Origin of the sequence: Acetivibrio sp. (assembly GCF_035371925.1) — a bacterium.
Taxonomy (GTDB): Bacteria; Bacillota; Clostridia; order Acetivibrionales; family Acetivibrionaceae; genus Hungateiclostridium.
Genome location: NZ_DAORXT010000009.1, coordinates 25,567 through 51,065, shown reverse-complemented (window position 1 = coordinate 51,065; position 25,499 = coordinate 25,567). Strand labels below are relative to the sequence as shown.

Genomic DNA, 25,499 nt, shown 5'->3' with positions numbered 1-25,499 from the left:
TTAAAACAGGGTTCTGTAAGATTTTGTAAGGCAATTAAACTTGCAATTTAAAAGCTGCAAATAGAGCAATATAATTATTGACTTTGCTCTCTTAGTCATAGTAATATATGATATCCATAATATTTAATTCAATTTTCATTACAGGAGAAAGATATAAGTATGGGCAATAAATGGAATAAAAACATAGTACTTTTTTTGGCCAGTCAAACCATTTCTCTTTTAGGTACTTCACTGGTGCAATATGCAATAACATGGTACATTACGTTAAAAACCCAATCCGGTGCAATGATGACCATATCAATCATATGTGGTTTTCTGCCCACCTTTTTTCTTTCGCCCTTTGCCGGCGTATGGGCAGACCGCTATAACAGAAAAATGCTGATTGGCTTTTCGGATTCACTGATTGCAATATCAACATTGGTTTTAACCATATTGTTCTTTATGGGATACGACTCTCTGTGGCTTCTTTTTGTTATGTCAGCCATACGAGCCTTTGGTTCGGGAATTCAAACACCAGCTATAAATGCATTTATACCACAGCTAGTGTCCAAGGATAACCTTACCCGCGTAAATGCGACAAACAGCAGTATTCAATCCGTGATTACGTTAATATCCCCCATGATTAGTGCCGCCATTATGTCATATGCTTCGATTGAAGCAATATTTCTTATTGATGTTTTCACCGCGGCCATAGCAGTAGCTATACTTGTGTTGTTTCTTGACGTTCCCGCTCATGCAAAGGCTTTAAGCATAGAGGAATCAAGTTATTGGAGTGACATGAAGGAGGGTCTTTCCTATGTCAAAAATCACAGCTTTCTTAAGTCATTCTTTTTATACAGCATATTATACTTTATATTGATTTCACCCGCTGCCTTCTTAACTCCTCTTCAGGTAACGCGAAGTTTTAGCGATGATGTTTTGTACCTGGCGGCAGTCGAAATCTCCTTTTCTTTGGGTATGGTGCTGGGCGGTATAATCATCGCATCTTGGGGAGGATTTAAAAACAAGCTTCTTACAATGGTACTGTCAAATCTTGTTTTGGGATGTTGTACTTTTGCTTTGGGAATTATCCCTATTCTTTTGATTTACCTTTTTTTCATGCTGTTAGCGGGAATTGCAGTGCCCTTTTTCAATACCACATCTACGGTTTTATTGCAGGAGAAAGTAGAAGAGGATTATTTGGGAAGAGTATTTGGAGTTCTTTCAATGATATCGAGCATTATGATGCCAATAGCAATGCTTGTTTTCGGTCCTTTGTCGGACAGAGTTAAAATAGAATTCCTGCTTATTGCGACAGGTGCTCTAATGGTTCTTCTGAGTATTTTAATGTACCGCGACAAAGCACTGATTGAAGCCACAAAGCCGTCACCTGACCCTGAATAATTCCCTTGAAGTAAAATTATCGGGCATTTATAGTTTTTAATACTCTTATAATGTCTTCAGGGTCTTTAGCCAAAAAATCGGGATTGCCGGTCAATAAAAGGTCCGCCGACTCAAAACCCCATGTGACGGAAATTATTTTTACTTTGGATTTCTTGCATGCTTCAATATCCCTAAGCTCGTCACCTATATATATTATGTCATCTTTATCAAGGCCGCTTTTTTTGATAAAGTCATTTATAACGTAATGCTTTCCAAAAATGTTTTTTGCCGGGTAAATACTTTCGAACATATCCAAATCATTTAATTGCAATACCTGTTTTATTGTGCTTTCCGTATTTGATGATATAATATGTAAACTATACTTTTCTTTTTCAAGAGCGTATAATACCTCTTTCATTTTATCAAATACTTTTATTTTATGAATATTATCTTTTATTTTTTCATTTAACTTGTGCACCAGTAAAGGTATTTGTGCTAAAGATATGCCAAGCACATTACACTTTTTCACAATGGGAAGCCTGCCAAGCTCCGTAAGGTCCGAGGGATTTAACTTTTTAAACTTACATTCTTCAGCTATTTCATTATATGCATCGATTCCTATACCTAACGAATCAACTATTGTCCCGTCAAAATCAAATATTAGTGTATTCACCATATCGTTTCACTGCCTTTCTTATCTTATCGCCCAATATTTTATGGATTAGTTTTATATGTTTCTTCAACTTCTTAATATATTTTGACCCCAGCATAAAACCGATTTAATTCCAAGCAAGCTACACCTCATTATTATATACTATTCTACGTTAAAATAATAGCATAATTTTACATTGAAATATATGGCAGAATATAAAACAAGCCCGGCAGGCTGTATTTACCTGCCAGGCTTTAAAATTACTAATTTTCAATTATTAATTCCTTTCACCAACGCCCAGTTCAAACTCTATTACAGTTGTAAGCTGGCTTTCATCAATCTTTTCTTCATCTTCCCCCTGTACAACCATAATGTCAATCTTTGCTTGGTATTTTCCCGCTGTGAGCTCATTTCCCTCTTTGTCCGTCATATCCCATTCATCCTGCCATTTTACAGCTTCACCCGGGTTTATTGTTTTTGATACTAACGCCAGTGTAAAGAATTTACCGTCGGAATATCTATATACTTCGTTACCTTTTTCATCGGTTATAGTTACTTCAAACTGCTGTCCGGAACCAAACATCAGCTCCTTTGCCTCTTCATAACGGTTCACCAGCTCAAAGTTAAATACCACCTTGCCGTCTTTTATTTCATAATCTCCCCTGGTCTCAAACCTATCCTTTGCTATTTGCTGAACGTCAGATTCCTTCTCTTTTTCTACAGACTGGGCCGTATTATACACTAAAGCCGCCAACTCACCATATGTAACATCAGTCTTTGGATCAAAAATGCCTTCGCCCCTTCCTTTTGCTATGTCCTTCATATAAGCAACCATAATAGATTGGTAGTATTTTATATCCACTTGGTCAAGGTCTACATAGATTAGCATTCTAATTACCGGTACTTTATCAAGATCTTTTCCTGTTTTCTCAGCCCATATTTTCATCAATTCATGAACAACAGCTTCCCTTGTCACCGAATCAGGTGTTCCGTCGTAATCCTTGTCCAGCACGAGTCTTACCAAGTTTTGAAAGTCCTTTGCTTCAATAGCAGAATTTAAATTTTTTCCCTCAAACATCTCATTAGCATTATAGTTTTCTGATAATTGATTTACAAAAGGTTCAGACCAATGCTTCATTTGATAGCTTATTGTAACAACATCCGGCTTTTCAACCGAAAGCAGCGTTATATCTGCGGTCTGTGCAAATGATGTCGCAGTAAAAACCGAAATTACAGCCATTGGTAAAATAAAGCTTCGTACAATTTTCTTTGTCATAAGAAAACCTCCATAATTTTTATCGTTTGTATTATAGACGACAATAATTAATATTATGTTCCCTTTAAGTTAACATAAAAAAATGGGAACCCCTTCACTTCAAAGAGCCTAAATAAAAGCTCGGGACATCGAGTCCCTTCGCTTTTGCCTCTTTCATTTCATTCCAAGAGGCAAAATAAAAAAACGCCTGAAAAAAACCAAGCGTTTTAATACCGTAATGACTGGAGCCACCAGGCGGACTCGAACCGCCGACCGGCGCATTACGAATGCGCTGCTCTACCAACTGAGCCATGGTGGCATCAGCATATATACATTATTTAACTTATATAAAAATATTAATTCCAAAACATAATTTTGTCAAGACCAATACTTTCTATTTTTTGCGCTTTATCTCAATACTTTTTTGGCTATTTCTTTTACACTAAACTTTACTTTTTCCTCATCAATGGTCTTAAGCTCTCTATTTTCCATGACAATATTTCCGTCAATTATCACCGTGTCAACGTCCGATGCCTGAGCAGAGTATACCACAGCCGAAACAGGGTCGTTAACAGGACAAAGGTGGGTTTTATCCATATCTACAAAGATGAGATCTGCTTTCATTCCCTTTGAAAGTTCTCCTGCCTCATCTCCAAATCCCAATGCTTTTGCCCCGTTTACAGTTGCCATCCTCAATGCAGAGGAAGCTCCAATCAATGTGGGATCCATGTGAACACCTTTGTGTATCAGCGCGGCCAAATGCATTTCTTCAACCATGTTAAGGTTGTTGTTGCTTGCTGCGCCATCGGTCCCTAAAGCCACATTGATGCCGTTTTTAAGCATATCGTCCACTTTTGCTATTCCGCTGCCCAGCTTTAAATTGCTGGTGGGATTGTGAATCACATTTACGCCTTTCTCCTTGATTATCTCCATATCCCTGTCGGACAAATGAACACAATGGGCTGCAATTACCGGAACATCAAAAATTCCTGTCTCACAGCAAATTTCTGCAGGACTCATCCCATACTTTTTGATGCTGTCTTCCACTTCTTTCACTGTCTCCTGCACATGTATATGAATACCTGTACCTACCTGTTTTGCAATTTCTGCCGACATCTTAAGTGACGGCTCGTCAAAAAGATAAACCGAATGGACTTCAATATAGACTTTTATCCTGCCGTTAAAGCTGTTGTTCCACTTTTTAAAATACTCAAAGCACCGAATGGCATCGTCCACACTTCCATTTCCGTCTTTTAGAGGGCTTCTGCAAAGGTTTGCTCTAATACCCGTCTCCGAAACAGCCTTTGCCACCTCTTCCATGTGAAGATACATATCGGCAAAAGTGGTGGTGCCCGACTTTATCATCTCGGCTATTCCCAAAAGTGTACCCCAGTATATATCCTCCGGTGTAAGCTTTTCTTCCACAGGAAGCACGTTGCCGAAAAGCCAGTCCTCCAAGGCAAGGTCGTTTGCAAAATTCCTAAGTATTGTCATTCCACTGTGGGTATGGGCATTTACAAATCCAGGCATAACCAATTTCCCTCTGGCATCAATAACCCGGTCAGCCTTAAAGTCCCTTATAGCATCTTCACTGGTATCTATAAAATCAATATAACCGTCTTTTATGCCCAAAAACGCATTATTCAACACGTCATTTGAGGCATTGCAGGTAATAATGTCAGCATTTTTGATTAATATGTTCACAAAAACAAGTCTCCTTTACATACTGATACGTTTGTAACTCATATTTAGCTTATTTAACACCAGCTGTCGAGATATTTTTTCTGTTCCTCGGTAAGCTCGTCTATTGCTACCCCCCAGGATTTCAGCTTCATTAACGCAACTTTCCTGTCAATTTCCTCCGGCACGTCCAGCACCTTATTTCCAAGCTTTGAATGGTTCTCAAGCACATACTTTGCACTCATGGCCTGAAGGGCAAAGCTCATGTCCATAATTTCCGCCGGATGTCCGTCTCCTGCAGCAAGGTTTACAAGTCTTCCTTCTGCAAGAAGGTTTATCCATCTGCCATCCTCCATCATATATCCCATAATGTTTTTGCGCTGTTCTTCCTTGCGTACAGCCATTTCTTCCAGTTCCGTGACACTTACTTCCACATCGAAATGTCCGGCATTGCACAATATTGCGCCATCCTTCATAACCTTGAAATGGTCACGGTGTATCACCCTGATGCAACCGGTTACGGTAATAAACAAGTCCCCAATCTTTGCCGCGTCATCCATAGGCATAACTTTGAATCCGTCCATCACAGCCTCGGCCGCTTTTATCGGGTCAACCTCGCACACAATAACGCTGGCACCCAAGCCTTTAGCTCTCATGGCAATACCTTTGCCGCACCATCCATAACCGACTACAACAACATTTTTTCCTGCCACGATAAGATTGGTGGTTCTGTTTATGCCGTCCCACACCGACTGGCCCGTACCGTATCTATTGTCAAACAAATACTTGCAGTAAGCATTGTTTACTGCCACCATGGGGAATTTCAGCACCCCTTCTTTTTCCATTGCTTTAAGCCTTATAACCCCTGTTGTGGTCTCCTCGCATCCTCCCATAACATGGGGCAAAAGCTCGGTCCTTTCGGTATGCAATAGATGTACAAGGTCTCCTCCGTCATCAATAATGATGTTTGGCTTGTATCCCAATGCAAGGTTCAAGTGCTCTTTAAACTCCTCTTCTGTGGCATTATACCATGCGTAAACATCAAGTCCGTCTTCAACTAAAGCGGCAGCCACATCGTCCTGAGTCGATAATGGATTGCTTCCCGTTACCGAAACTTCTCCGCCGCCTATGGCAAGAAGCTTTGCCAAGTAAGCCGTTTTTGCCTCAAGATGTACCGATACCGTAATCCTAACTCCTTGGAAAGGCTTTGTCTTTGAAAACTCTTCCTCAAGGCTCCTTAGAAGCGGCATATTTTTCCTTACCCAATTGATTTTCTGCCTTCCGGATTTTGCTAAGTTTATATCACGAATAACACTTTTCATATTTTATACCTCCCAGACGGATATTACCCTTTTTACTAACCGCGTAAAATTATTTTCGGCTTCTTTTGCTGTTTTCATAACCTCTTCATGATTTAACGGCTGATCTAAAATTCCTGCTGCCATATTGGTTATGCACGAAATTCCCAGTACATTCATACCGGCATGCCTTGCGGCAATAACCTCCGGAACGGTGGACATACCGACTGCATCGGCTCCCAATATGCCCAGCGCCCTTATCTCGGAAGGCGTCTCATACATTGGACCCTGGGCAAAAGCATAGACTCCCTCTTTGACATCCACTCCCAAATCCGAAGCGGCTTTTTTACACATTTCAATAAGCTTCGGACTGTATGCCTTGCTCATGTCCGGAAATCTTAATCCAAATTCATTTATATTTTTACCTCTTAATGGAGATGGAGCAAAAAAACTTATGTGATCTTTGATAATCATTAGATCTCCCGGTTTGAAACCTCTGTTTATTCCGCCGGAAGCATTTGTGACAATAAGATTGTCTATTCCCAGCATTTTAAAGACCCTGACGGGAAAAACCACTTGCGATACATCATATCCTTCATAGTGATGGAAACGCCCTTTCATGGCAATTACACGCCGGTCTCCCAAAAGTCCGCACACGAATTTTCCGGCATGTCCTTCAACGGTAGTCACCGGAAAGTTGGGTACGTCTTTATAATCAATCTCAACACTGTTTTCAATCTCATCTGCCAAAGGTCCCAAACCCGAACCGAGAATGACGGCAATCTGGGGAGTTTCCTTTATTATCCCTTTGACAAATGAGGCCGTTTCCCGCACCTTTTCATATATGTTGTCCATTTTCAACCTCCTGGGAAATGTAATTTTTTATAATATTTATTTTTCTTATAAATCTATTGATTTATTTATTGCCATAAATTAAATATATACGAAAATATAGTATCATAATTTGAAACTAAAAGACAAGCTCACATTAGTTTTTGCCTTCTTGAACTTATAGAAAATATTGCACCGAAAACAATAATTGAGGCAAGAACAACAACCGAATTTAAAAAGAATGCCTGCCTGATTCCGATTAAGTCACTTACGACACCACCGCCAATACTTCCAATTATTCTGGAAACTCCTTGACCTATGGCGGAGTTTACTGTCTGACCGGAAGCCTTCAATTCAAGGGGCACTTCATTATTAATATAGGTTGCCATGGAATAAGCCAAAACAATATAGATAAAACCGTGAAGAACTTGAAACACCAGTACCAAATAAATATTGTCAATAAAGCCCAGAATTGCCCATCTTACAACTGCTACAAAGGCGGCACCGAAGAGGGTGGCTTTAATTCCCAATCGCTTTATTATTCTATCGCCAAAGACAAGGAAAATTATCTCACTGGCCGAACCTATAAATACTGCCAATCCCAGAAGGGCATTATCGGCACCCATGTTTTTATAGTGAATTGGAAAAAAGGTGTTATAAAAGCCCATGGTAGTATGAACCACAACCGTAAATCCCATAAGCAGCACAAGCTCCCTGTTTTTGAAAACCTCAAGAATGGAAAGCTTTTTTCCGTTTGATTGATGTCCTTTTACCGCCGGTATTTTAAATGTAGTCAACAAAGACATAATACCTATAACAAAGCATATAAAGAAAATCCCGTTGATATTTTTCTTTGTCAATGCCCCTCCTAAAAATGCCATAACCGCATATCCCAATGCACCGGCAAGCCTTATGGGACCATATTTCCACCTTGTTGCAGTAATGTATTCCAATGTAATCGCGTCCCCTATTGGAATAATAGGTGTTTGAAAAAAAGCATAAAAAACCATTACCGCAAATATATAATAATAGTTGCCTGAGAGACGAAACATGAGAATAGCAATACTGCTAAAAATCAATAAGGTTTTTAGCACAGTGTTTTTAGATTTTGCCCGGTCACTCACAACTCCCCAAACGGGTTGTGCAAAAAGACCAACAAACGAGCTTATTGAAAGAAGTGTTCCAATGTCTGTATTGTCATAGCCCAATCCTTCCAGATACACAGGCATAAATACCCCAAATACGGCAAAAGCCATATAAAGCAAAGAATAAAACAAAATTAAAGAGAATGGGTATTTCTCAGAATGTTTAAGACTATCCAAAATCATCCTGCTCCTTGATTCAGCTTTAAAAAAGTTTACATTAAAATATTTTATACTTACCGCAAATTGATGTCCAGAAATAAAAATGCACTCAAAAAACACCAAAAAAAAACAGTCCTCTCAAGCCCCTAGTCTTAGGGCCGGAAAGAACCGACTTAAGCTTGCTTATCCGTCTACCAAAGTAACTTTCTTTTGTTCGTCGCATACAATAAGCTTCTTTTTATTGTCAATCATTGTGCCTAACATGACTTTTCCGTCCCAAAGGTCAACTATATGCTTCATGGTTTCATAAGCATAGCTTAACTCAATTTCCCTACCATCATATTCATGTTCCAAAAACAGCGTATTGTCCTTTTGAACCCATTCCGCCACCTTTATGACAGGAATACCGGAAAGGCCCACACTGTTGGCTATTGTATCCCTAATACTTTTCCAGCCCTCTTCATCCGACACTTCCGTTATAATGTAGCTGCTGCCAATCTTGGCATATTCGAAAAGATTCATTTCCTCACAAAGCTCTCGGGTAAGATATCTTCTTATAAAAGACTGGTCCCTTTCAACTTCTCTTACTTCAAATATTTTCTTCGGGTCGTCTTCATACCTTTTCTTAAGGTCTTCAAATATTTTAAATCCGATATAATATGGGTTTAGTTGACCTAAAAGGGGCCTTATAACCTGATTGTGTCTTTTTAAAAACTCAAAATGAAGTCCCTGCTCCAAGTTTAGCTTGCTTAAAATGTTATAATGCCAGAAACTTGCCCATCCTTCATTCATTATCTTTGTCTCAATTTGAGGAAGAAAATATAAAGTTTCCTCTCTGACAATGCTTAGAATGTCGCGCTCCCAATCTGAAAGCTTGCTGTAATTTATAAAAAATAAAAGCATATCTTCTTCAGGTTCAACGGGAATCTTCTTTAAATCCGGCAGCTCCATATCATTTTTTTGCCTGGGTTCTAACAAAGGATACTCGCTTTTAGGCCTCGTATACCTTTCCATGAGCTCCTTTTTTTTCTCTTCCTGGGACAGCTCTTTCACGCCTATATTGCGGGATATCTGATACTTTATGGCATGGGCGGCATTAAGAATTCTTTCCACTTTGGCATAGCCTATGCCAGGGTCCTGAATATACTCCCTGATCCTATTGGCATGGTTTTTAAACATCTCCACCGTGTCTTTGGCTCTTGTGCCAAGTCTAAAAAGCCGGTTGTTCTTAAAAAAGTCGTTATGACCGTAAACATGCGCAATCGTCAGTATCTGCAAAAGCAGGGTATTGTCTTTCATAAGGTAAGCTATGCACGGGTCCGAGTTTATAACCATCTCATAAGGCAATCCGGTTAAATTGAATTTGTAAAGGGTTTTGGTCCTCTCATAATTCTTTCCGTAGCTCCAATGAGGGTAGTGCGAAGGCATGCCCACATAGGTTTCATAAGCAATCATATCCTCGTAGCTGCATATTTCAAACTCTTGTTCATAGTAGTCAAGGCCTTCGGCACGGGCTATCTCTTCTATTTTTTGATTCCATTCAACAAGCTCCTTCATGCTGTATTCGGTCATCTCTTCACCCCCATTTATGTCAGTTACTCCCCTTCTTTTTCCAAAAGCTTCTTTAATCCCGGAAGCACGTCATCTTTATTGGTTATTGTGATAACAGAAAAATTATCCCTTTTGATATTTCTCTGGAACTCATTTTTTATGGTACTTCCGGAAGAATAATAGCCCGGTACTATTTCACCGTACCCAAAAAGGTTGCAGACTTCACAAAGCTTTTGGCCAAGTTCAACTGCTTTTTTATTGTCTTCAGCCCAGTTGTCGCCGTCACTGCAGTGAAAAGCGTATATATTCCAACTGTTGGGATTATATCTTTGTTCGATTATTTCAAGAGCTTTTTCATAGCCGCTGCTGATATATGTTCCCCCCGATTCACCCCTGTGGAAAAATTCGTTTTCACTGACTTCCTTGGCAGTGGTGGTATGGGCTATAAAAACAACATCAACATTGGCATATTTTAATCTAATAAACTGGTACAATAGAAAATAAAAGCTTCGGGCAAGATACTTCTTTGTCTGATCCATGGAACCGGAAACATCCATAATGCAGATAACTACCGCATTAAAGTCTTTTTTGTGGTCCTCTCTAACCCTTCTGTAGCGCAAATCATCCTCACTGAAGGGAAATCTCTTTCTTGTGTTATCTTCAGTCTCCAATTCCCTTATATCTTCTTCTACCTCTTCCTCCGAATCAGTCAAGCTTCTATTATTTCTCAGATATGCCTGCTTTCTTTTTATTTTTTCAATAACGGAACGTTTCTTGGCAAGTCTCGGAGGTATGCCTTTTCGCTGGTAACCAAGGTTTTTATAGCTTCTTATGGATTCCTGTTCCGCAATCCTCTTTTTATCTATATCCGGAAGGTTTAAATCATCAAAGAGATAATTTATGAGCTCCTCAATAGTAATCTCTGTCTCATAAACTTCTTCTCCTTCCTGATTTCCGGCCTGACCAGCCCCCTGCCCCTTTTTACCTGCCTTTTCCTCACCTATTTTTTCCCCGCGTTTCTCCGTTCCGTCACCGGAACCTACCGAAGGAGTATTCTTTCCGTATATAAACTGATATTCCTTAATGCTTCTTATCGGTATTTTTATTTTTTTGTCTTTGCTCTGTCCGATGATACTTTCCTCTGCAATGATATTGCCTATATTCTTTTTTATCGATTCTTCAACCAATTCCCTGTGGCGCCGTCTGTCTTCAGCAGCTCTGTCTTTGCCGCTGCTTACATACTCTCTGAAAATAGCCACAACAACCACCCCCCGGTTTGATTTTTTGCAGGATTAAGGGGTTTAATCCTTCCACAAGTTGTTTGCCGCATACTTCAATATAACATTGCAGCAATGGTCACAGTATCCGTTCTTTTTCATCTCTTCAACCATTGTATCGTACTTCTCGCTCTGCTCTTTATCCCTCACCTTTGCCTGAGTAATGACCCTGCTAAGCTCCTTGACCGATGCTGTAAGTTTCTTTTCAATAGCCTCCTTTAAAGGCTCATAGCTGCTAAAGTCAAGCTTTCCGCCATTTCTTAAAACGTAGAACATATATGCCGTAACATCCGCTCTAAATCCCTTGGCCGCAGTATCTGTAATTCCTATTTGCTCCTCAATTGACCTCAGGAACTTTTCATCGGGCTCAAGCTCTTCTCCTGTATTCCTGTCCTTTATCTTTGTCTTGTTCACAAAGGCCTCGGCATGGTCAAGGTAGTTGTTGAATAGGCTTTCCGCCTGCTCCTTGTAACCGTGAATAAATGCCTTTGTAATCTCCTTTTCCAAAATCTTGTTGTACTCTTTTCTTATGCTGTCCTGTACAAACCTTAAATATCTTTCTCTTTCTTCATCGCCAATTGCCAGTTCTTTTACCGACTTAACCAATGTCTCCATAACCGATATAGGATTAATGCAGTTATGATCCGACTCTGACAGCGCTGTATCCAACACCTTCATGATAAATCTGGTGGAAATACCGGTCATTCCTTCTCTAGGAGCCTCTTCCTTCAGTTCAAAAATATCCACCTTTCTTGTCATACCCTTTTCGATTACTTCTTCACCGTTGTATATCTTAAGCTTTGTTATAGGGTCAACCTTGTTTGACGGCGCAAGTCTTGTGAGTATCGCAAACATTGAAGCAATTTCAATGGTGTGAGGTGCTATATGAGCGTCAAATTTACTCTTCTTGAGTATTTTTTCATAAATTTTTATCTCTTCGTTAAGCTCCAAGCAATAAGGAACTTCGATTTTGACAATTCTGTCAAGTATCGCTTCGTTTGTATGGTCGGCTTTAAACTTGTTCCATTCCGCTTCATTGGAGTGGGCCAAAATTATACCGTCAAAGTATATCATTGAACCTTTTCCCGGAGATGGAATCGATTTTTCCTGGGTTGCCGTAATCATTGTGTGCAGGTACTCCGTCTCATTCTTAAACACCTCTATAAACTCAACAATACCGCGGTTTCCAACATTGAACGCACCGTTTAGTGAAAGAACCCTTGGGTCATCTTCCGGATACAAGTCTATCTTGGATATGTCCACGCTGCCTATTAAAACCGATGTATCCTGATTATTCGGGTCAACGGGAGGTACCACGCCGATACCTTTCCTCGATCTGATGGAGAAATCCACTGTCTGAACGGGGAACTTCTCATATTCTCCGTTAAACTCATTTTTAAGTCTATAACGGCAAACAGGGCACAGATCCCCTTCTATTTTCACATTCAATATTTCTTCAAATTCCTTTCTCAAATGCTTCGGTACGAGATGCAAAGGTTCTTCCCTCATCGGGCATCCTTTTAATGCATAAATCGGCGGGCTCATTTCCAGTGCACGTTTCAAAGCCTCCATCAAAGATGACTTACCTGCTCCAACCGGTCCTACCAAGTAAAGCACCTGTCTTGCTTCCTCTCCTGCCATGGCTGCCGAATGGAAATACCTTACAATTTTCATAATTGTTTTATCGATTCCAAAAAACTCATCATCAAAAAATTTGTATTTCTTTATAACATCATTCCCATAAATCCTTCTAAGTCTGGGATTTTCGTCTGTTCTTATTACGGTTACACCGGGCTCTGTGATAAGCTTATACATTCTTTGGTGAGCAAGCATTGCAATCTCGGGGTTTTCTTTTACAATATCAAGATACTCAAGGAAAGTTCCTTCAAACTTTTTGCTTTTGTGTTCTTCCCTGTCCTTGCGTATAATAGTTGAGAAATCTCGCTTTTCCACGTTTTATTCCCCCTCTTTTTTATGGAATATTCACTAAAAAATGTTACGATTTTATAAAGCTACATATTCTTTCAACCGTTTAAAGATTGATGCTATCACCAAATTCCAAATTCAAAAAGTTTAGAATCGGGGATATTATTTTGTATGATTGATTCCTGTTTTAGTTTCATATTTTCATATATATTACTGAGTTAGTTATAAAATACTGCCATTCGGAACTGATTTACAAAAAACACCGGACTTAAATTGTCTCGTTTCACATGTGAAAATCCAAGTTACAATATAGATTTGCTTACTTTTATTATAACATAATAGTATGTTAATAGCCATATTTTTTGTATGGAAAACATGGAAAAATATATTTTTGATTTTTATCCTTTTATGATATAATCAATTTATTAAACATAATAATTTACAGAGATTTACAATCCCAAACTTATTTACATTCTTTTTAAGGGAGATGATATCTTTTATGAACTTCAAGATTTCCAAATTGGATTTCAAATCAATTATCATCTGGGCTGTCATACTCCTGGCAGGGTTTTGGTATCTAACGATAGAAATCGGCCATGAGACATTATGGTTCGACGAATCTTACTCTGCCGCCATTATCAACCATTCAATCCCAAGCATCATTAAAATTACTGCAAGTGACAGTCATCCTCCTTTATATTTCATAATGCTCAGGATTTTTAGTTTTATATTCGGCCGCTCAGAACCGGCATTAAGGCTTTTATCCGTATTGGGAGTACTTGCTTTGTCAGCCCTCGGATTCGGGCCGGTAAAACGTATTTTTGGCAAATTCACAGGTATGATATATTCATTCTGTATAATTGCAGTCCCCATAAGCGTATCAATCGGGCAGGAAACAAGAATGTACACATGGGCAGCTTTCTTTGTTACCGCCAGTGCTTTGTATGGGTATCTTGCAATACAGCAAGGCAAAACATCCGATTGGGTTAAGTTTGGACTTTCTACACTGGCATCCGCTTTTACTCATTATTATGCACTTCTTGCCGTTACTATTTTAAATGTACTGCTTTTTGTTTGGGTGCTTCTAGGATTTATAATTAAAAAAGATAAAAAGAAGCTGTTAAGCTATTTGATTACTGCAAGCGCAGCAGTATTATGTTATTTACCGTGGATTTTTATATTATTCAATCAGGCAAAAAGGGTTTCCAAGTCTTTCTGGATTCCTCCTGTCACAAAAGACGTCATATGGCTGACCTTGGCGTATCCGTTCAGAGCAAAGTTTTGGGGATCTGACTTTTCTAAAACATATTTTATTTGCGCAGCAGTATTAATACTATGGGGATTGATATTTTGCATAATAAAACGAAAAAAACAGGGTTTAATGTCTTTGGTTGCAGTACTGACATACTCATTAACCCTGGTAACTGCAATTATTCTGTCCAATGTAATCAGACCTATTTTGGTGGAAAGATACATATTCCCGGTTGTGGGATTGTTTGTCCTGGCTCTTACATACGGAATATCCGTGTTAAATAACAAAGGGGCTTCAATATTTGTTTGTCTGGCAATACTGTTCGGTTCAATTTCACTAAACCAAATAATCTTTGAGCAAAGATTTAACGGACCAATGAAAGAAGTATGCGATTTTGTAAACGAAAGTATAACTCCTGAAGATGTCTTTATTCATACCGACGAGCATACCTTCGGAACATTTTGCTACTATTATCCCAACCACAAGCATTACCTATACTTGCCTCCCAACTTCGAAGGATACAGCGGCTACGAAGCTTTTTCGCCTAATGGCTACTACGGTTCGGATGCTAAAGAGTTTATAAAAGGCAAGGAAAACATATGGCTTGTAAACCGTGAAGGTGCTTCAACCGCTTCATTCTCATCCAGATTATTCAGGGATAATACCATTAAGGCAAAAGACACTGTCCAACGTTTCAATCTTAATCCGTATTCCTTCTACGCTGTTAATATTAGAAAGGTTTTACCGGGAGATGAAGTAAATGAATAAAAGCGCAAAAGTTTTAATATAATTTACCGTTGAAAATTCTAAATTGCCGCCATGCATTAAATGGCGGCTTTATATTTTCATCATTGATTTAAGCTCACTCTATTCAGGCAGTATATTTTTAAGCAAATCAAACCTTTTTAGCGCATTAATATATTGAGCAACACATACAAAATTTTGGAGGTCTTTTTCATCAAGTCCTTGAAAAGCACACATTTCATCCCAAAGCATCGTGCTTCCTTCCACCATAAAAAAGCCTGTCACTTCGTCAATACCGGTAAAAATCTTCGTAATGCTCCCATTCCAAACATCATCAGGGTCTTTGTTTTCATCCCGATAAAAAATTTCACCATTACCCGCCCTCTCAAGATAAAAAGCTCTTGGAATAGGTGTTTTTCCGGCTGGCAGTTTTTCTGCATGAACTTTGTTCATAGTAACATTGTAAATGATTGCATCCAAAGCTCTTTTTTCATTTATCTCGGTCAAGATATATTTATTTTGCAGGTACTCAATCAATTCCTTTCCCGATTTTCTATTTGGTTTTAGCATATCTTTATACTGCATCCAAATAGATTTCCATTCTTCAAGCATATCTATGGTTGGTTTTTCTGTTATCATGTTGCTGTTCTCCTTCTTCATTATTAATACAAGCTTCCGAAACAATCCCTTTATTATAATCACAATAACATTTCAAACTCAATTTCATGCAATATGGGAATATTGTCATAACCATATAAAGGTATCTGCGGTTTGATTTTTCGAGCCTCATTTACTGCGTTTAAATATATATTGCAAAGATTAAACCCTCTTTTCTGGTAATACCGAATCGCACGGGTATTATCGTTCGTAGTTATCAACCAAACTCTTTTACATTTGAACTCTTTTGCCTTTTCTATTACATGGTTGATTAGCTGTGTTCCAACTCCTCTATTTTTAACAAAACTATCAAGAGAAACAATTTCTAAGCTATCATCAGATATGGAATATGTTATGAGACCGATTATTCTACCGTTTTCCAAAGCAATGAAACCCGGTAAGTCTTCAAACGAATGAACTTTACCTCTTGATACTATGATGGAACTACCCCAGTTTTCAGTTGTCAGTTTCACAACCTCTTTTCTGTCTTCATCGTCTATAGGCTTTAAAAAAACATACTCTCACCCTATCTTCTCCTCAACTTTCCATTCATCCATTATCTCGCTAACAGGAACAAATCCAAACTTTTCATACATTTTAACTGCTTTCTCATTGCAAGCGGCAACCGTCAAAAATATCGGTGTACGGTGAGTTTGCTGAAGTTTTGCTACAGCAAAGTTCAATAACTTCTTTCCGTAACCTTTGCCCTGATATCCTAGGGCTACCACCACTTTCTCAATTTCATAACAGTTTTCCTCTTCGTTATGATGAATGCTGATACCCCCGACAAGCTCGTCGTTTTCGAACCATAGATACGTTTCGCGTTTTTTTATTTCATCCAGCGGAAAAAACTGGCGTATGTTACTTCGCATTTTGCGAAGTAAATCGGCAAAAGCGTCATTACCCATCCTTTGATATACATCGTAATATTTGTCTTCAGACAAAGTCAGCTTTGGCTCTAAATCTGAAGTAACTTGTCCTCCTCTATATTCCATTCTTATAAACCATGCATAAGCAGTACCAGTTGTTTCGTCAAATCGAAACGGGTAATTTTCTTTCATAATTCTTTCTCCTTTTAATCCCTATAAAGCATACCATTCTTCTTTTAAGATTGCATATTCATATGTATCAACCCAAATGCATTCTCCCATCTCATCCCGTTTAAAAAATATATTCTTAAGTAAATGTCCCTCTCTCCTCATATTTAAGCGTTCCAACAGCTTCCATGATGCTATATTTTCCGGATTGCACATAGCAACTATTCTACGTGCCTTCAAATTTTTGAATCCATAATCGATAACTGCCCGGCAGCTTTCCGTCGCATATCCGTTACCATAATATTGAGGATTAAAAACGTATCCAATTTCCCAGTTTAAAAATTCCTTTGGTTCCTGTTGATTAAAATAAACATTGCCTATCAATTTATTATTGACTTTTAAGCATACAGCCCAAAAGGCTTCATTTGATGAACGTTTAACGGCTTCATTTTTACAATCTTCTTCTGTAAAAATACCATATGGCTCATATCTTACTACTTGTTCTTTCGAAAGATATTCATATAAATCCTTCCAATCATCGGGAGAAAATCTCCTTATTATTAATCTATCAGTCTCTATTACAGCCACTTTGTGTCCTCCTTTTATACCTGTCCAATGTGGAGCATTGCGCAAAACTTATGCTTTTTTTACCATTTTGGACTGGATCCATTTTTTTATGAATACTTCATCGTATTTTCCCGTGGCAACCCCCAACCCAAGTTCTATCAGCTCTTGTTGAGTATATTTTATTTCAATATCATTTAATCGCAGTAATAATAACATTACTGACACACCAATTCTCTTATTCCCGTCAATAAGGCCATGATTATTAGTTTCTCTAGCAAACTCATTCTCCATCATCTCCATGTAAATATTTTACATCCCATAAACATATTTGTATATTTCGTGATTTTCTCCGTGATAACACCCAAAATACTTTTCTTTCAAACTAAATGAACATTTTTCTAAAACTCTACGGGAAGCCATATTATCCCCGCGGCAAACACCCCAAACCCGTTTAATATTTAGCAGGTTCATTATTATCGGCACAAAAGCTTTCACTGCTTATGTCGCATAACCTTTGCACGTATAATGCGAAGCAATATGATAACCAATTTCCCACTCATCACCGGTAGGTACTGCTTGCACATAACCTATATTCTCACCGCTTTTTAACAAAACCGGATATACTAACGGTCCATTCATACCTTTGTAACATTCAATCAGAAACTTAAGAATTTTCTGTGCTTCTTCTACAGTTTCAAAAACTTCATCCGGTACAAATTTGCGATTGTCATCATCTAAAGAATTGAGATGGACAATTTCTGCCATACTCTCATCAAACTCGCTAATTATCAATCTTTCTGTTGTTATTTTCAAAGTATCCACTATAAGTTTATCTCCTTTTTGTAAAGCTAAGTATTAAAAGAGCCTTTATCCAACGCGCAGAACGCAGCAACAACGCCTTATAGCGTGCATATATCATTCCTTATGCTCTTCATTTAGTCTAATAATTTCAATATCACAGTATCTATCTTTGTATCCCAAATATTTCTGTATATGTATAACTTACGAGAATAAGGCTTATTTGGGCTAACATACAGTAAACCATTATTTTAAATATCGCTCTATAAATTTATTATACAAATCATTACCATAATATACAAGTAGCTGAAACTCAAACAGCAGCCAAACATCCATATTTTACCAAATCAATTCCGCCAGCTTTAATGATATAATATTGTAGAGATAATAATTTTATAGGTACAAGCATAAATAAATTTATCATAAGGAGGATGTCATGAGCAGCTTATATAAATACTCGAAAAACATCGTTTTATATATAACATCCTCTCTTGCCGGAATTATACTCTTTCTTTGGGTAATGTCAATAATTCTTGGCTCATCAGTTATGACATCCGATTTTCACAAAAAATTGTTCGAAAAAAATAACATCTACGACGAAGTTCAAGGTGAAATCAATAATCTGGTAAGCAGTATATTTACCGATTTAAGCAACCAATCACCCCAGCTTAGCGACCAACAGAAAGAGATATTTGCCATACTCCAAGACTCCATTTCACCTAAAATGGTAAAAATAAACCTTGATACCATCACCGACGGTCTAATCAAATACCTAAACGGTGAAAAAAGCTTTTTGCCCGACATTATTATTGATGTCGAACCAACATCTTCACAAAGTTCAAATGCTCCGGCAGAAGACTCTTTGGAAGATACCCCGGACATTGCAAATTCCGAATATGTCTTAAGCAAAATAAAGCGGGTCAACCTCAATGCAATACTCTTGTCAATAAATCGCAGTGATATCTTGGACATGCTGCTTTTTGTCAAGCTTATTTATTTTGTCACAGATTTTATACCGGTATTTTGCGCATTACTTCTCATGCTGCTGTTTTTAAATGCTCTGCTGCTTATCAAAAATATTAAAGAAATGCTAAGATGGCTGTTTGGTTTATTAATGACTTGCGGCATCTTAAATGTTATAACAGCACTGTTTTGCCTGATATTTTCCTACAAGCTCCTTCCCCAAAATATATATATTCTTTCCGTGACCGTTCCGCTGAAATCCGAAGTACTTCTGTCCTATGTTCAAAACTGCCTTCTTCCGCCACTTGTGTTTTGTATGGCTTTGGGCATACTTATAACGGTGCTGTCATTTTTGGTGTTGTCCTTTAGCAAAACTGCGGATAAATTCAGCTTAGCAAATGTATTTAAGCTAAATCTTTCAATCAAACTTAAAAAAATACTGAAATACACTGCTATAACAATACTCATGGTTTCTTCGCTTTTCTTTCTTTGCTTCGAGCTGTATTCCTTTAAAAAAGAATTTGAATCCAACAATTTTTCAAATTTGATATCAAGATTGACCAATTCAAATTCCTATACCGAAATAATATCCGCAAAAGATGATACAATTTACACTCTTCAGATTAAACTTGTTGACATTGAAGACGACTCTCCGGTTTCGGGTATCCGGATAAGTGTAAACGGCAAAACGGAAAATCCTGAAAAGTACTATACTGTTGCAGGTATAACCGATGAAACCGGTACTGTAAAATTTACACTGGGAAAGGGAACCTTCCATCTGGCATTCTCTCCTGTGGAGGGAAGTACCGATTACATTCTGCCGTCCCCGTTTTTCTACGACTTAAAAACAGTGGGAACAACCATGCTTACAGTTAATCTTGGCAAAACCAACTTATTAGCCTCCGGTACCGGAATTGCCGAAATTGAAGTCCTGGATGAAAACAACCTCCCCGTAAAAGGCATTGAGCTTTACGTTGATAGTGCCAATTCTGAGGCACAGCAAACTGAAAACACCTCTTCTGAAGATATATCGGGGTCCCCATCGCCAAAAAATACAGAAGCTTCAAAGAATCCCGACAGGTTTTTGTCCGTCACCAACGAAGAAGGCATTGCAGTATTTAAGCTTCCTTCAGGTGTCTACAATGTAAAATTTTCTCCGGACAAATTCCCTAAAGATTATAAAATTCCCGAACTTTTTGAAATCAATTGTTCCTCTGACCTCACAACAAGATACACAATACGTCTGGTTAAAGCCATTCAGTAATCAAAGTAACATAATTCTCCTTTCCTGAATATTATGTATAGCAGGTATCTATGTTTAATATGAAAGGAGAAATCTTTATGGATTCATATTACCATTATCCCTTTGTATACGATCCATACGCTGCATATACACCAAATGCCTGGCAGCCTCAGAATGTCGATGAATTATACTTGTATTCCATGCCGGCTGTAGAAAGACAACCTCAACCGGTATTAAGCAACAGGCCTGCCCAAACATCCATTGTGCTTTTTAAGGAACTTACAGGTTATCCGAACTACGGAAATCCCAGTGGCAATGCAGACATTTTGTATACCGGCAACCGCGGAACATGGACCTTCGATATACAGCCTTTCTTGCTCGTAGCAGGCAATTTAAATGCACAGCTGGTAATACGCGGAGTACTTGATGACCACACAAATGTTCCTGTAGCAAACTACTCTGCCAGAATAACAATAAACGGTACTGTTGTCCATACCGGCAGGCTTCCTTTGGTTCACGGCTCACCGGCCGGCCAGCGTTTCAACAACTGGAGGCTTCTTACCTTTAATGTGCCGAATCTCAGAAGAAACAACAGTGTCGTAATTCAAAATACTTCAAACACCGGACCTAATGATTGGATTGCCTTTGACTGGATGGAGTTGAGACTTCAGCCCAGGTAATATACAACAATGATTTCACTTGCACAAGTAAAACCCCCCACACCTAAAACAAGCCCTGTTTTTTCGAAAACAGGGCTTGCCTTTCATATTTTATCTAAATTTTATTATCAATTAATCAAGTTTGGGCAGGTTGTTTATGCTCTTTGAGATCGCTTCTTCGGAATAATCCACGTCACTAAGCTTTCCGCTAAAGTAGTTGTCATAAGCAACCATGTCAAAATATCCGTGTCCGCTCAAATTAAACAGAATAACTTTCGACTCTCCCGATTCCTTGCACAACAATGCTTCATCAATAGCAGCCCTTATTGCATGAGAAGACTCAGGAGCAGGAATAATTCCTTCAGTTCTTGCAAAAGTAACGGCCGCATCAAATACCGAACTTTGTCCGTAAGCTTTAGCTTCAATCAATTTGTCTTCATAAAGCTGGCTGATTATGGGTGATACTCCGTGATATCTTAATCCGCCTGCATGTATACCTGCAGGTACAAAGTCATGACCCACTGTATACATCTTCGCCAACGGCCCAATCTTTCCCGTATCCGAATAATCATAAGCATATACACCCTTCGTAAGAGTAGGACATGCAGTCGGTTCAACTGCAACAGCTCTAACGTTCGTTCCTTTAAGCTTGTCCATTAAGAAGGGGAAAGCTATTCCTGCAAAGTTTGATCCGCCTCCGCAGCATGCAAAGACTACATCAGGATACTCATCAAGATATTCCAACTGTTTCTTGGCCTCAAGACCGATAATGGTCTGGTGCAGGCAAACATGATTCAAAACACTTCCCAAAGCATAATTTGTATCAGCATGGGTAGCCGCATCTTCAACAGCTTCACTTATGGCAATACCGAGACTTCCCGTACAATTAGGGTCCTTCTCCAATATGGCTTTTCCGCTGCTGGTGAGATTGGTAGGACTTGCAAACACTTCCGCTCCAAAAGTTTTCATAAATGAACGTCTGTAAGGCTTTTGCTCGTAGCTTACCTTAACCATATAAACCGTACACTCAAGTCCGAAATGACTGCATGCAAGGCTCAGCGCACTTCCCCACTGTCCTGCACCGGTCTCCGTAGAAAGTCTTTTTATGCCGGCAGCCTTGTTGTAGTAAGCCTGCGGCAGTGATGTATTGAGCTTGTGACTTCCGGTGGCGTTCGTTCCTTCATATTTGTAGTAGATTCTTGCAGGAGTACCCAAAAGCTTTTCAAGCGCTTTAGCCCTGTACAATGGGCTTGGCCTCCATTGACGATACATCTCTCTAACTTCTTCCGGGATATCAATCCATCTTTCTTGGGTATTTTCCTGTTGAATCAGTTCTAACGGAAAGATTGCCTGAAGTTCTTCGACAGTAGCTGGCTTGCCGGTCTTTGAGCTGAAGTATGGCGCGGGCTTGTTGGGCATGTCTGCCAAAATGTTATACCATTGCTTTGGAATATCCGCCTCATCTAAAACTACCTTGGTTACATCCTTTTTACTCATCTTTCTCAACTCTCCTCACAAAATAATAACATTATTTAATATTGTACTAGAAAAAGCTACAACAATCAACATAAGTACAAAATTTTATACAAATGCATAATGAGCAAAATAAACGATTAACAGATTTTTGGCGTAAAAAAAGCGCATCCAATCTATAATCAGACGCACTAATATATGACTTTTTCCATATTTATAAAATTATACGCCTTTTCTATATTTTTGCAATGCTTAGATTTTACATCTCATAACACATACCCTTTTACTGCCTATCTCCTGCCAATACTCTATATAATCATTGTCCTGTTTAAAGTTTTCAAACGCATATCCTTTAGACTTTGCGTATTCTACAATATCCAAGGAGAAAAGAACATCCATGGCCGCTTCACTCAAGCTCGGCAGCTTTCTTAATGTAAATTCATCACACAAAGCCTTAAGCTGGTCAAACAGCAGCACCGTATATGTCCTTTCGCTGTTTTTGCATATTGCATAACCCGGCCGTACTCTGACAATATCCTCCATGGAAACTTTTCTCTCTATCAGCAACAAATCATTGAGTCTTTTTTCAAGATACAAGATTTTGCAATTTTCCAAATACTTAAGTAATTCATTTTCTTTTAAGCCTTTAACTTTATCCAAATTTATCGTCAGAAAATCCGGTTTATCATTTTTAAACAGCACCAAAGTCGCTACATCTTTATCACGATACCATATCTCACCGTCATTCATGAATATGATTTCGCCATTCAAATTTTTTTCATTGAATACCGGGAACAAATAAGGATAATCATTAAAGAATTTAACCAACCTTAGTAATACTTTATTGCCCTCTTTTATAGTAACTGAGCACGGTTCTCCCCACATATCTCTGTCTACAACAACCATCCTGCCAGCCTCTGTAATATAAATATAGTTCTTCTTGTCGGACTTTTTCAAATCCTTTTTTGTAACATCCAAAAGCCTTTCGAGATTTCTTATCTTATCCTTTTTCAGTGAATGAATAAAGTTGGCTGCTCTCTCTGTCCTTTCTTGAATATTGTCCACTATGCTATCCTTCAAATTTGACAGAATTTCCTTGCTCTGATCTACCGAAATCTTTGATGTTATAGTTTCCATGAGACTCTTGACGCCTTCATTGCTCGTGCTCAATACTTCCTTTTTATCATCCACGAAACACCACCCCTTTATATAAACGAACGAGAAACAGATAAGATGAGATACTTATTGCAAAGATTAACGTGTTTTATAGTTATAATACTATGCGAAATATATTAATATTATTATTTTTATTATACCCTATTGCACAAAAAATGCCAAGCCCCTAATGTATAAATTATTTAATATTATTATATTTAAACAAATCTAATATATTTTTTTTGTTTATATATTGCCCATCAAAAAAATTTGCTAAAATTATATGGGAAAATTAAAACGACTTGGATTTGTCAGCAAACACAAAAGGGGGAACATCAATGAATAACGTAATAAAATTTAAAGTATTATGTTTTGCAACCACAGCTGCATTGCTATTGTCAGTCACAGCCTGCAATAAAAGCAATACCCAAAACTTGGGTACTTCTTCGGCCAATATCGATCCATATGGTGAAAATGGCACTGATTCGGCAAAATATTCTGAGCTTTCCTCCAAAATCTCCGAAGACAAAGCCGTATATTATCTTGTCAAGCTGGAAAACAGCTTCGGAAGCATGGAAAAAGTCTTCGACGAATACCTTCTTTCTTTGCAGTTGGATATTGATTTTGATAAATGCCTTGAGGACAAAAACTCATATGATAAACTTCGGGAAGACAAGCTTTCAAAAATTGACGAAAGCAGCCTTATCACTGTGGAGGATATTGAAAACAAAGCACTGGAAAGTCTCCAAAGATTCAACAATAACAATAACAACAATATCCCCGGTATAGGAAACGATATCCTAAATCCATCCGCCAACACCGTCCCGAATATTGTAAATCCTCAGCCCGAGCTTCCAAAAGTTGACATGCCGAAACCGATTGACCCAACAGAGCAATTTAACAGGTAAAAGCTCAATATAACGGAACAGGGTTTTCTTAAGCATGTTCATTCCTATTCTCCTGTTCCTTGTTTTTTTTCTTGTCCTTTCTTAACATTTCGTAAAAGCCCAATACCAAAAGAAATATTCCGAAGTACCTTTTTAGCGATACTCCCGGTAACGATACTGCCAATCTGGAGCCCAAAAATGCTCCGACGAGCCCGAAAATTACAATCGGTATTGTCAGCTTAAAGTTAACCCTTTTATTTTTTATATGTACAATAAGGGCTATTACAGCTGTAGGTATAAAAAATAAAAGGTTCACACTTTGTGCAATGTGCTGGTTCGGATTAACAAACAGCACCAAAGCCGGAATAAGAATTGCTCCTCCCCCAATTCCCATTCCGCTGATTATTCCTGAAGCAAGTCCTATTAAAAAAAGAAGCATTTATCCTCCTTGTTGTTTTTGTTATATTATCATTCTTACAGCTGCTGCTATTATAAATACTGCAAAAATTTTTCTCAAAATGCGGGTTGGACAGATGTTAAGAAGCTTTGCACCCAAATACCCTCCTACTATTCCTCCCAGCATGGTTTTTATAGTCAGGCTCCAATCGATATAGCTGTTTGATACGTAAATAAAGGCACTTACCAAGGTCAAAGGTAAAATAATAGAGATGGCAGTTGCATGGGCTACATGCTCCTCCTCTTTCAGCAGCAAAACCATGGCAGGAACGGCGATTGTTCCTCCTCCGGAGCCGAAAAGCCCGTTTGCAATGCCGGTAATCAGCCCAATTATCGCAAATTTGATATGTTTGGATATTGAAATTCTTCCCTTGCCCAATAAAACCACTCCGAATTAAATGTCATCTACAACATTTATTTTTGATTAATTTCAAATATATATTCCACATTTTAATCAAATTCTATAACTTTC

The 25,499-nt window shown here is 38.4% G+C and carries 24 protein-coding genes and 1 tRNA gene; 5 read left to right on the top strand and 20 right to left on the bottom strand.

Going from position 1 to position 25,499, the window contains the following annotated elements; translation table 11 throughout:
- The first annotated feature begins 159 nt into the window (after positions 1-159).
- Positions 160-1,383, top strand: a complete 1,224-nt coding sequence (locus PLH43_RS02575) for an MFS transporter (RefSeq protein ID WP_324359767.1) — start codon at positions 160-162, stop codon at positions 1,381-1,383.
- 16 nt (positions 1,384-1,399) lie between these two features.
- On the opposite strand, the gene PLH43_RS02570 is transcribed toward PLH43_RS02575, so the two are convergent.
- The 10 genes from PLH43_RS02570 to PLH43_RS02525 all read right to left on the bottom strand — a co-directional run bounded on the left by PLH43_RS02570 (position 1,400) and on the right by PLH43_RS02525 (position 13,163).
- On the bottom strand, positions 1,400-2,038 hold the full coding sequence (locus PLH43_RS02570) for an HAD hydrolase-like protein (protein ID WP_324359765.1): 639 nt from the start codon (positions 2,036-2,038) through the stop codon (positions 1,400-1,402).
- A gap of 253 nt (positions 2,039-2,291) precedes the next feature.
- Entirely contained in the window at positions 2,292-3,290 is a 999-nt protein-coding gene (locus tag PLH43_RS02565) for a BsuPI-related putative proteinase inhibitor (RefSeq protein ID WP_324359763.1), read from the bottom strand.
- A gap of 222 nt (positions 3,291-3,512) precedes the next feature.
- A tRNA-Thr gene (locus PLH43_RS02560) sits at positions 3,513-3,588 on the bottom strand.
- A gap of 89 nt (positions 3,589-3,677) precedes the next feature.
- Entirely contained in the window at positions 3,678-4,973 is a 1,296-nt protein-coding gene (locus PLH43_RS02555; protein WP_324359761.1) for an amidohydrolase, read from the bottom strand.
- Between the two features lie 53 nt (positions 4,974-5,026).
- Positions 5,027-6,271 carry an adenosylhomocysteinase gene (locus PLH43_RS02550; RefSeq protein ID WP_324359759.1) on the bottom strand — a complete coding sequence of 415 codons (1,245 nt, stop codon included), beginning with the start codon at positions 6,269-6,271 and terminating at the stop codon, positions 5,027-5,029.
- 3 nt (positions 6,272-6,274) lie between these two features.
- Positions 6,275-7,102, bottom strand: a complete 828-nt coding sequence (locus PLH43_RS02545) for a purine-nucleoside phosphorylase (RefSeq protein WP_324359757.1) — start codon at positions 7,100-7,102, stop codon at positions 6,275-6,277.
- Positions 7,103-7,230: 128 nt separating this feature from the next.
- Positions 7,231-8,406 carry an MFS transporter gene (locus PLH43_RS02540; RefSeq protein ID WP_324359754.1) on the bottom strand — a complete coding sequence of 392 codons (1,176 nt, stop codon included), beginning with the start codon at positions 8,404-8,406 and terminating at the stop codon, positions 7,231-7,233.
- A 159-nt stretch (positions 8,407-8,565) separates the two neighbouring features.
- Positions 8,566-9,954: a SpoVR family protein gene (locus PLH43_RS02535; protein ID WP_324359753.1), complete on the bottom strand. Its 1,389-nt coding sequence runs from the start codon at positions 9,952-9,954 to the stop codon at positions 8,566-8,568.
- Positions 9,955-9,977: 23 nt separating this feature from the next.
- Positions 9,978-11,192 carry a sporulation protein YhbH gene (gene yhbH, locus PLH43_RS02530; RefSeq protein ID WP_324359751.1) on the bottom strand — a complete coding sequence of 405 codons (1,215 nt, stop codon included), beginning with the start codon at positions 11,190-11,192 and terminating at the stop codon, positions 9,978-9,980.
- Between the two features lie 42 nt (positions 11,193-11,234).
- The gene (locus PLH43_RS02525; RefSeq protein WP_324359748.1) at positions 11,235-13,163 is read right to left on the bottom strand and encodes a PrkA family serine protein kinase; all 1,929 of its coding nucleotides are present in this window, start codon (positions 13,161-13,163) and stop codon (positions 11,235-11,237) included.
- A 472-nt stretch (positions 13,164-13,635) separates the two neighbouring features.
- Between PLH43_RS02525 and PLH43_RS02520 the strand changes: the two genes are divergently transcribed.
- Entirely contained in the window at positions 13,636-15,156 is a 1,521-nt protein-coding gene (locus tag PLH43_RS02520; RefSeq protein ID WP_324359746.1) for a glycosyltransferase family 39 protein, read from the top strand.
- Between the two features lie 99 nt (positions 15,157-15,255).
- Here PLH43_RS02520 and PLH43_RS02515 read toward each other — a convergent pair whose 3' ends face one another.
- The 6 genes from PLH43_RS02515 to PLH43_RS02490 form a co-directional block, all read right to left on the bottom strand.
- Positions 15,256-15,771: a hypothetical protein gene (locus tag PLH43_RS02515; RefSeq protein WP_324359744.1), complete on the bottom strand. Its 516-nt coding sequence runs from the start codon at positions 15,769-15,771 to the stop codon at positions 15,256-15,258.
- A gap of 59 nt (positions 15,772-15,830) precedes the next feature.
- Entirely contained in the window at positions 15,831-16,262 is a 432-nt protein-coding gene (locus PLH43_RS02510; protein ID WP_324359742.1) for a GNAT family N-acetyltransferase, read from the bottom strand.
- 48 nt (positions 16,263-16,310) lie between these two features.
- Positions 16,311-16,850 (bottom strand): GNAT family N-acetyltransferase, encoded by a 540-nt coding sequence (locus tag PLH43_RS02505; RefSeq protein WP_324359740.1) that lies wholly within the window; start codon positions 16,848-16,850, stop codon positions 16,311-16,313.
- A gap of 21 nt (positions 16,851-16,871) precedes the next feature.
- Entirely contained in the window at positions 16,872-17,414 is a 543-nt protein-coding gene (locus PLH43_RS02500; RefSeq protein ID WP_324359738.1) for a GNAT family protein, read from the bottom strand.
- Between the two features lie 48 nt (positions 17,415-17,462).
- Positions 17,463-17,693 (bottom strand): type II toxin-antitoxin system death-on-curing family toxin, encoded by a 231-nt coding sequence (locus tag PLH43_RS02495; protein WP_324359737.1) that lies wholly within the window; start codon positions 17,691-17,693, stop codon positions 17,463-17,465.
- A gap of 198 nt (positions 17,694-17,891) precedes the next feature.
- Positions 17,892-18,215, bottom strand: coding sequence for a GNAT family protein (locus PLH43_RS02490; RefSeq protein WP_324359735.1), 324 nt, complete (start codon positions 18,213-18,215; stop codon positions 17,892-17,894).
- 412 nt (positions 18,216-18,627) lie between these two features.
- Here PLH43_RS02490 and PLH43_RS02485 point away from each other — a divergent pair, with 412 nt between their 5' ends.
- Positions 18,628-20,418, top strand: coding sequence for a hypothetical protein (locus tag PLH43_RS02485; protein WP_324359733.1), 1,791 nt, complete (start codon positions 18,628-18,630; stop codon positions 20,416-20,418).
- Between the two features lie 77 nt (positions 20,419-20,495).
- Positions 20,496-21,077 (top strand): hypothetical protein, encoded by a 582-nt coding sequence (locus tag PLH43_RS02480; protein ID WP_324359731.1) that lies wholly within the window; start codon positions 20,496-20,498, stop codon positions 21,075-21,077.
- A gap of 111 nt (positions 21,078-21,188) precedes the next feature.
- On the opposite strand, the gene PLH43_RS02475 is transcribed toward PLH43_RS02480, so the two are convergent.
- Both PLH43_RS02475 and PLH43_RS02470 read right to left on the bottom strand, forming a co-directional pair.
- Positions 21,189-22,553, bottom strand: a complete 1,365-nt coding sequence (locus PLH43_RS02475; RefSeq protein ID WP_324359729.1) for a TrpB-like pyridoxal phosphate-dependent enzyme — start codon at positions 22,551-22,553, stop codon at positions 21,189-21,191.
- 228 nt (positions 22,554-22,781) lie between these two features.
- Entirely contained in the window at positions 22,782-23,720 is a 939-nt protein-coding gene (locus PLH43_RS02470; RefSeq protein ID WP_324359727.1) for a hypothetical protein, read from the bottom strand.
- Between the two features lie 302 nt (positions 23,721-24,022).
- Here PLH43_RS02470 and PLH43_RS02465 point away from each other — a divergent pair, with 302 nt between their 5' ends.
- Positions 24,023-24,592 (top strand): hypothetical protein, encoded by a 570-nt coding sequence (locus PLH43_RS02465; protein WP_324359725.1) that lies wholly within the window; start codon positions 24,023-24,025, stop codon positions 24,590-24,592.
- 28 nt (positions 24,593-24,620) lie between these two features.
- Here PLH43_RS02465 and PLH43_RS02460 read toward each other — a convergent pair whose 3' ends face one another.
- Positions 24,621-25,010 carry a sulfite exporter TauE/SafE family protein gene (locus PLH43_RS02460; protein ID WP_324359723.1) on the bottom strand — a complete coding sequence of 130 codons (390 nt, stop codon included), beginning with the start codon at positions 25,008-25,010 and terminating at the stop codon, positions 24,621-24,623.
- A 21-nt stretch (positions 25,011-25,031) separates the two neighbouring features.
- Positions 25,032-25,406, bottom strand: coding sequence for a sulfite exporter TauE/SafE family protein (locus PLH43_RS02455; RefSeq protein WP_324359720.1), 375 nt, complete (start codon positions 25,404-25,406; stop codon positions 25,032-25,034).
- Positions 25,407-25,499 lie beyond the last annotated feature (93 nt).